The 12,943-nt window shown below is 58.4% G+C and carries 8 protein-coding genes; 7 read left to right on the top strand and 1 reads right to left on the bottom strand.

From position 1 onward, the window contains the following. Window positions 1–2: 2 nt before the first annotated feature. From N1030_RS03440 to N1030_RS03430, 3 genes are all read left to right on the top strand, one after another. Window positions 3–3,365: a UvrD-helicase domain-containing protein gene (locus N1030_RS03440; protein WP_265827698.1), complete on the top strand. Its 3,363-nt coding sequence runs from the start codon at window positions 3–5 to the stop codon at window positions 3,363–3,365. Window position 3,366: 1 nt separating this feature from the next. Next, window positions 3,367–6,324: a PD-(D/E)XK nuclease family protein gene (locus N1030_RS03435; RefSeq protein WP_265827696.1), complete on the top strand. Its 2,958-nt coding sequence runs from the start codon at window positions 3,367–3,369 to the stop codon at window positions 6,322–6,324. 132 nt (window positions 6,325–6,456) lie between these two features. Further along, on the top strand, window positions 6,457–7,560 hold the full coding sequence (locus tag N1030_RS03430) for an NAD(P)H-dependent flavin oxidoreductase (RefSeq protein ID WP_265827694.1): 1,104 nt from the start codon (window positions 6,457–6,459) through the stop codon (window positions 7,558–7,560). A gap of 89 nt (window positions 7,561–7,649) precedes the next feature. Here the strand turns inward: N1030_RS03430 and N1030_RS03425 are convergent, their stop codons facing one another. Further along, window positions 7,650–8,975 carry a diguanylate cyclase gene (locus tag N1030_RS03425; protein WP_265827693.1) on the bottom strand — a complete coding sequence of 442 codons (1,326 nt, stop codon included), beginning with the start codon at window positions 8,973–8,975 and terminating at the stop codon, window positions 7,650–7,652. A gap of 503 nt (window positions 8,976–9,478) precedes the next feature. Between N1030_RS03425 and N1030_RS03420 the strand changes: the two genes are divergently transcribed. From N1030_RS03420 to N1030_RS03405, 4 genes are all read left to right on the top strand, one after another. Then, the gene (locus tag N1030_RS03420) at window positions 9,479–9,922 is read left to right on the top strand and encodes a PPC domain-containing DNA-binding protein (protein ID WP_265827692.1); all 444 of its coding nucleotides are present in this window, start codon (window positions 9,479–9,481) and stop codon (window positions 9,920–9,922) included. A 6-nt stretch (window positions 9,923–9,928) separates the two neighbouring features. Then, the gene (locus N1030_RS03415; RefSeq protein ID WP_265827690.1) at window positions 9,929–11,209 is read left to right on the top strand and encodes a nickel pincer cofactor-dependent isomerase, group 22; all 1,281 of its coding nucleotides are present in this window, start codon (window positions 9,929–9,931) and stop codon (window positions 11,207–11,209) included. A 120-nt stretch (window positions 11,210–11,329) separates the two neighbouring features. Beyond that, on the top strand, window positions 11,330–12,028 hold the full coding sequence (locus N1030_RS03410; RefSeq protein ID WP_265827688.1) for an aspartate/glutamate racemase family protein: 699 nt from the start codon (window positions 11,330–11,332) through the stop codon (window positions 12,026–12,028). Between the two features lie 81 nt (window positions 12,029–12,109). Further along, the gene (locus tag N1030_RS03405) at window positions 12,110–12,928 is read left to right on the top strand and encodes an RMD1 family protein (RefSeq protein WP_265827686.1); all 819 of its coding nucleotides are present in this window, start codon (window positions 12,110–12,112) and stop codon (window positions 12,926–12,928) included. Window positions 12,929–12,943: the final 15 nt, after the last annotated feature.

Below are 12,943 nucleotides of genomic sequence, written 5' to 3'. Positions count from 1 at the left end.
TCATGCTGCAACAGATCAAAGCCTCTGCCGGGTCCGGGAAAACATATACCCTGACCCGGCAATTTCTTACGCTGCTCAAGGAAGCCGTGGAAGACGCCCGCCCCGCCTGCGCCATACGCCATGCGGACAACGACGAAGAGACCGGCCACAGCTGGCCGGAGATTCTTGCGGTCACCTTCACCAACAAGGCCGCCACGGAAATGCGCGAACGTATCGTGCGTTCCCTCAAGGAACGCGCGCTGAACATCGAACCGCGCAACGCCGCATCCGACTGGGCCCCCGACACTGCGGCCCGCTGGGTGGACATTCTGCTGCGCCGTTACTCCTCGCTGAACGTGCGCACCATAGACAGCCTGCTGAACATGCTGGTGCGGCTTTCCGCACTTGAGCTTGGGCTGCCGCCGGACTTCGAACCCGTTTTCGACGAAAGGGAATTGTTCGAGCCGCTCTACGACAGGCTTCTGGATACCGCCCGCGCCGGTGGCCCCGAACGCGAACTGCTTGCAGATGCCTGCCGGTCCCTGCTTATGCTCACGGACAAGGAAGGCTTTGTGCCGGGCGAAACACTGCGCACCCGCCTCTTCGCACTCATGACCCGCAGCCTGCAGGAAGGTTCCCTGCCCGATGCGGATGGCGATATTCTGCGCGGCTGGCTCGTGAATATGCACGGCGACTACCTTACGGCCGCCAATGCCGTAAAAGCCATGATGGAGGCGGAAAAACTCGGCCCGCAGGCCAACTTTCTCAAGTACCTCGACAAGGCGCTTGCCTCCAATCCGTTCAGGCCTCCGGCGGATTCGGCATACACTGCCAAGGCACACATCGACGACTGCCTGCTCAAGGCTTCCAAAGGCAAGGCTTCCGATGACCTTGACGCAGCATACGGCGACCTGCGCGAAGCTCACGCAGCACTGACGGGCCCCGGTCATCTGGTGCGCAAAGCGCTCGTCCTTGTTCCCTTTGTGCGGCTGGCAGAGCCGCTCTCCCGCATGGTGCACGAAATGCAGCAGACCGAAGGCAAGGTACCTGCATCCCTGTGGCCCAGCTATGCCCGCGACGTGCTTTCCGGCGAGACCGGTGCCTCGGAAGCCTTCTGCCGCATGGGAACACGGCTCACACACCTGCTCATCGACGAATTTCAGGACACCTCCGTACCGCAATGGGAGGCCATTCAGCCCCTTGCCGTGGAATGTCTCGCCAAGAACGGCACCCTCACCTATGTGGGCGACGTGAAGCAGGCCATCTACGGCTGGCGCGGCGGCGACTCCGCCCTGTTCGAATCCATCCTGAACGATCCGGAACTGCGGGCCATCGCCCCGAACCCCAAACGCACCCCGCTGCCCAACAACTGGCGCAGCCGTGCGCAGATCGTGGAATTCAACAACGGCATTTTCTCACAGCTTGCAGAGCCGGAAGTTGCCCGCGCCTTTGCCTCCGCAATCCTTTCCGGAGCACCGGACCGGATCGTGAACGCTACCGTGGACGATATAGTTCAAGGCTTCAGCAGAGCAGCGCAGGAAGTGCCCGAACACAAGAAAAACAGCGGCGGATATGTCCACCTCTACGACATCTCCGCCGAGAGCAAGGACGATCTGCTCGCACAGGTCGAAGAACGCCTGACGACCCTGTTCCGCGACGAGCTGATTCCGCGCAGACCTTGCGGCGACATTGCCGTGCTGGTGCGGACCAATGATGAAGCAGCGCTGGTGGCCGAATGGCTCGTAAACCTGAATCTGCCGGTCATCACGGAAAACAGCCTGAAGCTGGCCGACCATCCGCTTGTCACGCAGACCGTGGCCTTTATGCGTTTTCTTGATTACCCGCCGGACGACATGGCCTTCTGGGAATTTGTCTCCGGCAGGGGACTCTTTGCCGACCTTGCGGGCCTCTCGGCCACTGATCTGGACAACTGGCTGGCCGCCCCACGCGAAGGACGGCTTTTCTCGGCATTCCGAAAAGCCTTTCCCGAGGCGTGGCGAAAGTGGATAGCGCCCTTCTATTCGCAGGCGGGCCTGATGAGCGCCTACGACACCGTGCGCGAACTCTATGCCCGCACCAACGCCTTCGAGCGATTCAAGGATGAAGGCATCTTCCTGCGACGCTTCCTTGAGGTGGTCTTTGCGGCAGAAGAACGCGGCATGCGCTCCCTGTCGTCCTTCCTTGACCAGTGGACCGAAAGCGGCGGTGAAGAGAAGGTGCCCATGCCTGAAAACGTGGACGCCGTGCGCATCATGACCATGCACAAATCCAAGGGGCTGGAGTTCCCCGTGGCGGTCATTCCCTTCCACCACCACACCATGCGCCGCAGCGATACCCCTGAACGGATAAATGTGCTGGGGCAAGAAATCATGGTCCCCCGCTGCAAGGAACTGGGGGAGCCGTATTATGCGGCCCTTGCGGCGGAAGCGCGCGAACAGCTTCATCTGCTCTACGTGGCGTGGACCCGTCCCGTAGACGAACTGCACGCCTTCATCACCACCACGCCCCATCATGAGTCGCAGTCCCCGACCCTTGTGGCATTACGCCTCCTTCTGGACGAGCATGGCATGGGAGTGAACAGAGAGGATCGGGAGCCGGAGGCTTCGTTCGGCACGCCCCCGGCAGGAAAACGGCCTGCTCCGCGAATTGCAGCCCAGTCCCGGGCAATGCAGAAGGAACATGCACTTCCTGCGGAAGCAGCCATGGGACAATCCATAGCAACTGGCAAGACTGGTGACGAAGCTGGCGATGAAACTGCCGCTTCAGCGGTGCCCACGGCATATTCCTCCGAAGAAAGCCTGCCCACAGGCGACTGGAAGCCCATGCAATGGCTGCCGCGCCTCAAGATTTTCCGTAACCCGCTCAAGGAACTGGTGTTCGACGAACGAAGACGCGGCACGCTGGTGCACGCCTGCCTGGAACGCCTCCGACTCACCCTGCCCGCAACGCCTGCATCCGTCATGCAGGACGTGCAGCGCGCCGTGCGCCACGGCATGCGCACCGCCCCGCTGCCCATACCGGACAGGGATACCACGCAGGCGGAACTGCAGGACATGCTGCACTGGCTTGCTACCCTGCCGGACTTCCCGCACTGGCAACATCATGGCACGCCGGAGCAGTCCATCATGGACAGCCACGGCAACCAGCACCGCACCGACCTGCTGGTGGATGACGGCACGACGCTCACTGTTGTGGAATACAAGACAGGCCAGCCCTCTTCCGCCCACAAGCAGCAGGTTTCTCGTTACGTTAACCTGCTGGCGGCCATTCCCGCATACAGCGGGCACAGCCTGCACAGCGCGCTGGTCTATCTGGATGCCCGCCAATGCATCATGACGGAACATCCCCGCATCACCTCTTATTCCGAAACAACGACGGAGCTGTAGCATGCGCGCCCACCCCTTCATCATCATTCCGTGGGAAAACGACTTCCTCGCAGGCCTTGCGCGCCTTGTGCTGACCGAGACGAACGGCAACCCCGCACGGGCCTGCATCATCGTACCGCACAGCCGCCCGCGCCGTTACTTTGCAGACACACTCCACGCCATGCCGGAACTGCCCAAGCCCTTCGCGCTGTCGCAGATGCTGACCGTGAGCGAGCTCTTCGGCACCCTGCGCTCCGAGATTGAGAACAACCCGCCGGACCAGATCGAAATGCTGGACCGCGTGGGCCTTCTGCTTCGCTGCCTTGAGCAAGAAACACAGGACTCGCATGACGCCCTGCCCCTGCCCACGGGCGACACCAACCGCTTTTTTCCGTGGGGCGTGCGCCTTGCCAACCTGCTTGAGGACTTCTACAACCAGAATATCGAACCGGAAGACGTGACCTACATGGAAGGGCAGGTGGTGGACTTTGCCGCCGGGCTGCTCGGTTCGCTGGGCCGCATACACAGAGCCTATACGGCAGAACTGGATGCACGGGGGTGGACCACTCCCGGATACGACGCATTCCGCGTGCTGCGATACATCGAAGCACAACGGAGGGAGGGAGCTGCGCCGGAATTCGCCTGCCTGCGCGGCAAGCACATCTTCGTTGCCGGATTCTACGGTCTCACCGGGGTGGAAGAGGCGATCTTCCGCCATCTGAGTGAAGAACACGGGGCGCATATCGTGCTCCATTCCGATGTCCGGCTTGCTGATGCCCCTTCCAGGGCGCACTGGGCCTGCCGCGAACACACGCGCTGGCTCTCCCGCTGGAATTCCAAGGCGGTCTGCATCGAGGAACCGGAATCCCGCAAACGAGAAACCGTGTTTCACGAAGGATTCGACCTGCACTCCCAGCTCGACGTGCTGGAGCGCACCCTCTCGGAATACGCCCCGGAGAGCAAAACAGACGCCTCATCCGACAATGCGCCGGCAACCATAGACTCCGCCGTGGTGCTGCCCGACACAGGCCTGCTCATGCCCGTGCTGCACCATTTGCCGCGCAAGGACGTGAACATTTCCATGGGCTATCCGCTGGGCCGCTCCACCCTGTTTCGCCTGCTGGAAACAGTGATGCGCCTGCAGGAAACCGCCAACGCAAAATCTTACCACTGGAAGGAAGTCATCGGCCTTCTGAGACACCCGTATCTGAAAATGCTCACCATCGCAGAAGAGCGCCCGCTCGGCGTACCCCTGCATCACATGGAGGCATCCGTGCGGACGGGCAGACGCTATACGGACCCGAGGGCACTGCATCCGGACCTTGATGAGCAGGGGCGCCTGCCGGAGGCCGATGTCCGCACCCTGCTTGCCGCCGTTCTTGACCTCACCGTGACACGCTGGGAAGACCTTGCCACGCCGCAGGACATGGCGGACACGCTGGCCGATCTGTGCACTCTGCTGCTCACCCACGGCGGAGACCTGTGGGACCGCTTCCCCATAGATGCGGAGTCCATCTTCCGTCTCATGCACCGCGTCATCCCCATGCTGCGCGAATGCTCGCTGGCAACGCAGGCCTTCCCCAGGGACGTGCTGTTCACCATCCTCCGCGAAACAATCCGGCAGGAGCGCGTTCCCTTCGAGGCAGACCCGCTCACCGGCGTGCAGGTCATGGGTATGCTGGAAACGCGTCTGCTGCGGTTCAATACCGTGCACGTCATTGATGCGACCGAAGACAAGCTCCCGGGCGCACCGGCCAACGATCCGCTCCTGCCCGACTCCTTGCGCGGCATGCTGGGACTGCCGGATTCCCGCCACCGGGAGCTGGTTTCCGCCTACAACTTCCACCGCCTGCTGCAGGGGGCCGAGAATATAACCATCTACTACCAGTCGGGCGTGGAACGTTCCGGCCTTTTCGAAGAAAAACGCGCGCGCTCCCGCTTTGTGGAAGAGCTGCTGTGGCAGGAAGAAAAGAAGCGCGGCACGCTCATCACCGCCGGCACACCGCCCCTGCACGCCATATCCTATCCCATGCCTGCCATCACGCGAATGGACAAGTCCGTGGAACGCACGCCGGAAGTCTCGGCGCGTCTGAACGAGTACTTGCAACGGCCGCTCTCCCCGTCCGCACTGGACACCTATCTCACCTGCCCGGTCCGCTTCTTCCATGAACGGCTCTGCGGCGTGGGCAGCGTTGATGAGGTGAACGAGGGAGACGACTACGCCGGTATCGGCGACCTGCTCCACAGTGTGCTGGAAGACTTCTACACACCCTACCTCAAACGGATGGTCCGCTTTGAAGAAGACGATGCCCTGCGCCTGCAGGACCTCTTTTCACACAAGCTACACCAGAGCGAACTCAAGGACAGCCTGCCCTTCGATTCCTTCCTCATGCTTGAGGCGGCGGGTCGCAAACGGCTTGCAAGCTTCATCGATCACCAGCCGGAAACCTGGGTCGTGGCTCTGGAGCAACGCTATGAGGCCGAAGTTGCGGTTGACGGCAAGACCAGACGGCTTGCCGGTCGCATGGACCGCGTGGATGAACGCGAAGGCCAAACCGTCATTCTGGACTACAAGACCGGCAAGGTGAGCCGTCCCAATCCCGACATCTGGGGCGACGACATGCTCTGGAGCCGCCTGCGCTGCTGGCAGGGCGAAGACGACGACACCCTTGCCCTGCTTGCGGGAAAACTGCCCAGCGTGCAGCTTCCGGCCTACCTGTACATTTATCCCAGAGGCGTCCGGCAGGGGGCTCCGCTCCCCGTAGGGGATGCCGGATGGGTTGAATTGCGCAGCAACGGCAAGGAAGTATTGCTATTTGGCCCCGGCACGGAAGAAGACGTGCGCGAGGCAGTCATAGGGCAACAGATTCCCCTTCTGATGGAATTCCTATTCCGGCACATGGAAACAGTCCCCTTCTACCGTCCCAACCGCGGAAAACACTGCGCATGGTGCACTTGCGCTAATTGCTGTTCTGTGTAAGAACCGCCCGTGAGGGACCATTGGGAGTGGTGCGTCCGGATTCCGGCGCGTTGCTCCCGCTGTCGTGTTTTTACTGACACGACATTTCATTACCAATGCGGCGTGAAGCACCGCAATTTGGAGGACTGAATCATGTCATTTCCGTCTTTGAAAATAGGCGACATCGTCGCCCGTATGCCCATCGTGCAGGGCGGCATGGGTGTGGGAATTTCCCTGTCCGGCCTTGCCAGTGCTGTTGCCAATGAGGGTGGCATCGGTGTTATCGCAGGTGCCATGATCGGCATGAGCGAGCCTGACGTGGGCAAGAACCCCCACGAAGCGAACATCCGCGCCATGCGCAAGGAAATTCGCAAGGCCCGTGAACTGAGCGACGGCGTGCTCGGCGTAAACATCATGGTCGCCCTGACCAACTTTGCCGACCTCGTAAAGACATCCATCGAAGAGAAGGTGGACGTCATTTTTTCCGGCGCAGGCCTGCCGCTGGATATGCCCAAGTATCTCAAGGAATACTACGATGAGAAGAAGGAACAGGCGCACACCAAGCTCGTTCCCATCGTGTCTTCCGCCCGTGCCGCCACCATTCTCTGCAAAAAGTGGCTCTCCAAGTTCGACTACCTGCCCGACGCCTTTGTTGTCGAAGGCCCCAAGGCCGGTGGCCACCTCGGCTTCAGCCGCGAAGAACTGGATGATCCTGCCCACTCGCTGGAAGTGGTCATTCCTCAGGTCGTTGAAGCCGTGAAAGTCTTTGAAGAAAAGCATGGCAAGAAGATTCCCGTCATTGCCGCAGGCGGCGTATACACCGGCGAGGACATCAAGAAGTTCCTCGACATGGGCGCTTCCGGCGTACAGATGGGCACCCGTTTCGTGGCCACCCACGAATGCGATGCCGACGACCGTTTCAAGCAGTCTTACATCGACGCCAGGGAAGAGGATGTAACCATCATCCAGAGCCCCGTGGGCATGCCCGGCCGTGCCATCATCGGCAAATTCGTGGAAGACGCCCGAGCGGGCCTCAAGAAGCCCTTCAAGTGCATTTTCGAATGCATCCACAACTGCAAGAAGGAAGACAGCCCTTACTGCATCGCCTCTGCCCTGCTCAACGCAAAGAAGGGCAACCTTGATCGCGGTTTTGCCTTCTCCGGCTCCAATGTGCACCGTGTTGACCGCATCATGTCGGTGAAGGAGCTTATGAACTCCCTTGCCGCAGAATACGACGCGGCGAACGCCAAGGCGTAACACTACGCAAATCTGAAATGGAAAAGCCGGAACACATATGTGTTCCGGCTTTTTTTCATGAACAACGGCAGGGAAAGACCAGCTTGTTGTTACACCCCTTCGGGGTTTCCAACGGAAACGTCTCCAACTGTTCCGGCCACCAGCGGCAAACTCTCCACGCGGTTTTTGCCTGCGCGCTTCGCCCTGTACAATGCCTTATCCGCCATGGCGACAACATCCTTTACCGAAATGATGCCATCGCCTCCGAAACGGACCGTTGAGCATCCCACGCTCACAGTCAGGTGCAGTTCAATATCCGTATCCATTTTAAACACATGCTCAAGAACAGCTTTTCGAATCTTCTCTGCTGCAGAACAAGCACCCTCCGAGTCCGTAAGAGGCAGAATGATCATGAACTCCTCGCCCCCGAAGCGGGCAACTGTATCCGTCGCACGTGAATTGGTGCGGAGGATACCGGCAAGGTCCTGCAACACCTTGTCGCCGGAGGGATGTCCATACGTATCATTCACATCCTTGAAATAGTCGATATCAAGCATCAGACAAGTAAATAGCGTTCCATGCCTGCTTGCCAACTTCAACTCGTTCGCAAGCTTCTGGAAGGCATAACGACGATTGTACAATCCGGTCAGCTCGTCCGTTATGGCCATTGTCTCAATGGCCTGCTGCGCCTTCTGCAGTTTCAGTTGCATGATGCGGGTAATGGCATAAAGGGTGCCAAGCAGCAAAGCCAGCACTCCCGCGGCAATCACCAGCAGCTGAACATGTTTTGCAGCTTCTTCCTGTCGCAACTCGGTAATATCGTACGCAACGCTTATGCCGCCACGGACATCTCCCACCGAGTATCCTTGCTTTCCGTGGCACGTAAGACATGATTCCTCTGTGTACAATGGAGCCATATACCGGAAACGCTTCCTGCCCTTTTCCTCATACTCCTCAAAGAGTTCAATGGTTTCACCAAGCGCAAAGCTCCGCAGGGCACGCTGCTCGAATGAGTTGGCCTTGTTATCGGGATTCAGTGGATTAAGACTTGTGATCCTGAAACGCAGCAGTCCTGCTTCATCAAAAATACGGGATATCTCACGGGTCATGAGAGCAGGATTACGCTTGGTAAGCACAGTCCCGTTGGAGGTCGCAATATCCGGATTGATGAGATAGGGGTTGGACTCTACTCCAGGCTTTTTTTCAACAAAAACGCCGCCGTAATCGGCGTTCCATCGACGCATGATGAGAATACTGTGAAAGTGCATGCGAGCCCGTACAACCAGTTCACGGGCCATGATCTCTTTGTCGTGATGAAGAAATGTGGCAAGCAGGGAGGCAAGAACAATGCCTACGGCCACGCACAGGCAAAGGAAATAACGCACCCAGAGAGCTTCCTTGCCTCTGGAAGATGAAGGAGATTCAGTAGTACCCATTCACTCCCCCCGCGTTGGATGAAAAGACGCATCATCTTTTATTAAAACCAAACATGACAGTAGAAACATTACAACATTAACCAGAGAAGCACACTAACCAGCAGAGTGTCCAGCAAATAAACACTGCAACGGCCGGACAATACGCATTGCAGTCTGGCGAGGCATATCCACAAATGGCCAACCCCTACCTCAAGTCCACTCCAGCTTCCAGCATGGACAGCTTGCCACCATAATGCCTGTACACGGCAAAGATCTCCCCCCTACCGCACGGGCCACATTGGCGGCAGTCAACCCCGACATGCCTTCCGAACATAGAATCTTCAGCACGGCCTCGGCCATCTGCTCCCTGCGCCCCGCTGATTGTTCATGCTTTCGCTTCATGCGTTCTCCATTTCGGTGGGAGCGGACAACATAAAAGGAAAGGCAATCATCATTGCCCGCCAACAACGAATAAGGTATCCGGTTTCACACGACCGGAATCATAACCTGCAAAGGACATTACCATGAAAGCAGCACAGGGATCCATGGGGCGCGTTTTCGTCCTGCGACTTGAAGACGGCGACAGACTGCCGGACTGCATTGAACAATTCGCGGCGGAGAACGCCATTCAGGGCGGTCTTGTCTCACTGGTGGGTGGCATAGGCTCCGGCACGCTGGTCGTGGGACCGGAAGACGGCGACGCAGAAATCATCACCCCCGTGACCCGGGTTTTCAAAGCCGCCCACGAGGCCGCAGCGCTGGGCACCCTGTTTGCCGACTCCAAGGGCAATCCCAAATTGCACATGCATACTACCCTCGGGCGCGGAGACGATACCCTTACGGGCTGCATCCGTCAGGGTATAGACGTCTGGAAGATCGCCGAAGTGGTTATTATGGAAATCGTGGATTCCGGCATGGTACGCAAGCTTGATCCCGCCTTCAATCTTGAGCTGCTTTCGCCGGAGTAACCGTGCATGTGGACGCCGGATATCACCCGCTGGCCCATGCTGGCTCCCGTCCGCCAACGTTTTGATGCGCAGTCGGTGCAGAACGTCGAAGCCGCCGTACGTGATACGGTTGCGCAGCTGTTCGCCTCCGGCAAGCTCAAAGCGGTAACGGCAGGCCAAACCGTAGCCATTACCGCAGGCAGCCGAGGCATTGACCGCATAGCGGAAGTAACCGCCGCGTTGGTCGCCATCTGCCGCGACATGGGACTTGATCCCTACATCGTTCCTTCCATGGGCAGCCACGGTGGTGCCACGGCAGAGGGACAGGTCAAGGTTCTGGCTTCGCTGGGCATAACCGAAGCCAGCATCGGAGCCCCCATCCGCTCTTCCATGGATGTGGTCCGGCTCGGGGAAACAGAAGACGGCATTCCCGTGTTCATGGACTCTCTTGCCATGCAGGCAGACCACATCATTATTGCCAACCGCATCAAATCCCACACCAAGTTCAAAGCCCCCATAGAAAGCGGGCTGTTCAAGATGGCCTGCATCGGGCTGGGCAAGCACACCGGAGCGGCCCTGTATCACAAGCTTGCCGTCCGCCACGGGTTTGCCCGCGTAATCAGGGAAGCCGGCCGATTGACATTGGCCAAGGCTCCCATTCTGTTCGGACTCGGGCTGGTGGAAAACGCTCACGGCAAGCTGCATACCATCAAAGCCATTGCTGCTCGTAATGTTGAAGCGGAAGAAGAAAAGCTGCTCATGCTCTGCAAGCAGCTTTCCCCCAAGCTTCCCTTTGCCGCCGTCGATCTCCTCATTGTCGATGCCATCGGCAAGAACATCTCCGGAACCGGCATGGACGTGAACGTGACAGGCCGAAACCGCGATATTCTGGGCGACTTCACATCCACCCCAAGAATCAGCCGCATCTTCGTACGCGACCTTACGCCGGAATCCGAAGGCAACGCCCTCGGCATCGGCTTTGCCGACTTCACCACGGATCGCCTTGTGAATGCCATGGATTACGGCAAGACCGTAACCAACGCCCTGACGGGCATAAGTCCCGAAAAGGCAGCCATTCCCATCCACTACCCAACGGACAGACAGGCCCTGCAGGCTGCGCTGCATTCGCTGGGAGACTGGCAGCCGGAGACAGTCAGAATTGTCCGCATTGCCGACACGCTGCATCTGGAAAACATATACGTCTCCCCTGCCTTGTTCGAAGAGCTGCCTCTTTCCGCAACACACTTTGCACAGGCAGAAGCCATGCACTTCGGTCCGGATGACAACCTGCTCCCCTTCCCTGCCTGACGTACGATCCGGCGGCTGCAACAGCGGGCTGTCTTCCACTGTGCCTGTAGTTTTTGCCATATTCTGTGCCTGCCAACCATTCAGGCTCTGTGCTGTAATGCGCCGCAACAGGAGGAACCGATGAAGACCATAGGCATATTAGGCGGCATGAGCTGGGAATCGACCCTGCTCTACTACAAATGGCTGAATGAAGGGGTACGTGAACGGCTTGGCGGGTTGAACAGCGCCCGTATTGTCATGCACAGCGTCAATTTTCATCCCGTCGAAGAAGCCATGGCAGCCGGAGACTGGGAGACCGTAGCGTCCCATCTTGTGGACGGAGCCCACTCTGTCCGCAAAGGCGGAGCGGACTTTCTGGTCATAGCCACCAACACCATGCACAAGTTCGCGGAACGGCTGGAAGCGGAAACCGGCGTGCCCGTACTGCACATTGTCGACGCCACGGCGGAATACGCCAAGGCAATGGGCATGCATACGGTTGGCCTGCTGGGCACGGCCTTCACCATGGAGCAGGACTTCTACAAGGGACGACTGGAGCAGAAGCACGGCCTGAAGGTGCTGACACCGGACACATCCGACCGTTCGCTCGTGCATAAGGTCATCTTCAAGGAGCTCTGCTGCGGCCAGGTCTGTACCAACTCCCGCGAAGAATACATACGCATCATCAACGGCATGGAACAGCAAGGCGCGCAAGCCGTCATTCTGGGCTGCACGGAAATCTGCATTCTGGTCGATTCCGGCTGTTCCCCTCTCCCCCTGCTCGACACCACCCATCTGCATGTCCAGGCTGCGCTGAACAGAGCCCTTTCCGAAGGCTAGCAAAGCCTCCGGCAAAAAGCGCTTGCCATATCCCACCGCATCCACTTACATTTTCATCATGGACACCTGTCAAAGAGACAGGTGTCCACCGCTCCACGCGGCATGGCACCTCTAGCTGAAAACGAGCCCATCATGCGCATCATCGCCGAATGCATTGCCAAGAGCATCAATCTGCGGACGCTCGACTATCCCCGCCTGTCCCATTCCATCGCCATCAAGGACTTGGGAGAGGGCTGTTTTGTTCTGGTCTACAAATACGGCGCGCTGGTCCACTTCGGCGCACGGGAGGAAGACCTGCCTTTCATCCGTGCAGAAATTGCCCCTCACGCCGACATGCTGGACGGTATTTCCGATACCGAATCCGTCGAGATCATTGCGGGCGAGACTCCGTTTTCCGTATACAACGGCAAGATCAAACTGGAGACGCCGACACGTGACCAGCTCTACATCATTGCGGATGTGCTTTCCAAAAGCGTGGTGCTCAGCCGTTACGAAAACATGATTCTGGAGATGCTGGACACCATAGAACCCATTGCAGAAAACATGCGGCACGGCAAAATTCATGGCGGCCGCAAAAAACTCATCAAAACTCTGGGCAATTCACTCGCCATCCAGAACGCCATGGTCAGCCGCATCATGGTGGATGACAAGCCGGAACAACTCTGGGATATGCCGGAACTGGAAAAACTCTTTTCGCTCATGAGCAGCGAATACGAGATCAAGGAACGCCAGCGGGTGCTGGAAGGCAGACTCAAAGTCATCACGGATACGGTCCGCTACAATACGGACATTCTGGATTATCTGAGTTCGTACAGGGTTGAATGGTACATCACGCTTCTCATTGCTGTTGAGATTATGCTCACGCTGTACGAAATGTTCTTCAAGCATGCACAAAACTAAAGCACCACTCTCAAC

Source organism: Desulfovibrio mangrovi, from assembly GCF_026230175.1.
In the GTDB taxonomy this organism is placed as follows: domain Bacteria; phylum Desulfobacterota; class Desulfovibrionia; order Desulfovibrionales; family Desulfovibrionaceae; genus Halodesulfovibrio; species Halodesulfovibrio mangrovi.
Note: the sequence above shows the minus strand (reverse complement) of the source record. Positions and strands in the feature narration are given on the sequence as shown.

Excerpts from the sequence above, each read along its gene's own strand:
- N1030_RS03440 (WP_265827698.1), top strand. The coding sequence starts at position 3 with ATGCTGCAACAGATCAAAGCCTCTGCCGGGTCCGGGAAAACATATACC.
- N1030_RS03435 (WP_265827696.1), top strand. The coding sequence starts at position 3,367 with ATGCGCGCCCACCCCTTCATCATCATTCCGTGGGAAAACGACTTCCTC.
- N1030_RS03430 (WP_265827694.1), top strand. The coding sequence starts at position 6,457 with ATGTCATTTCCGTCTTTGAAAATAGGCGACATCGTCGCCCGTATGCCC.
- N1030_RS03425 (WP_265827693.1), bottom strand. The coding sequence starts at position 8,975 with ATGGGTACTACTGAATCTCCTTCATCTTCCAGAGGCAAGGAAGCTCTC.
- N1030_RS03420 (WP_265827692.1), top strand. The coding sequence starts at position 9,479 with ATGAAAGCAGCACAGGGATCCATGGGGCGCGTTTTCGTCCTGCGACTT.
- N1030_RS03415 (WP_265827690.1), top strand. The coding sequence starts at position 9,929 with ATGTGGACGCCGGATATCACCCGCTGGCCCATGCTGGCTCCCGTCCGC.
- N1030_RS03410 (WP_265827688.1), top strand. The coding sequence starts at position 11,330 with ATGAAGACCATAGGCATATTAGGCGGCATGAGCTGGGAATCGACCCTG.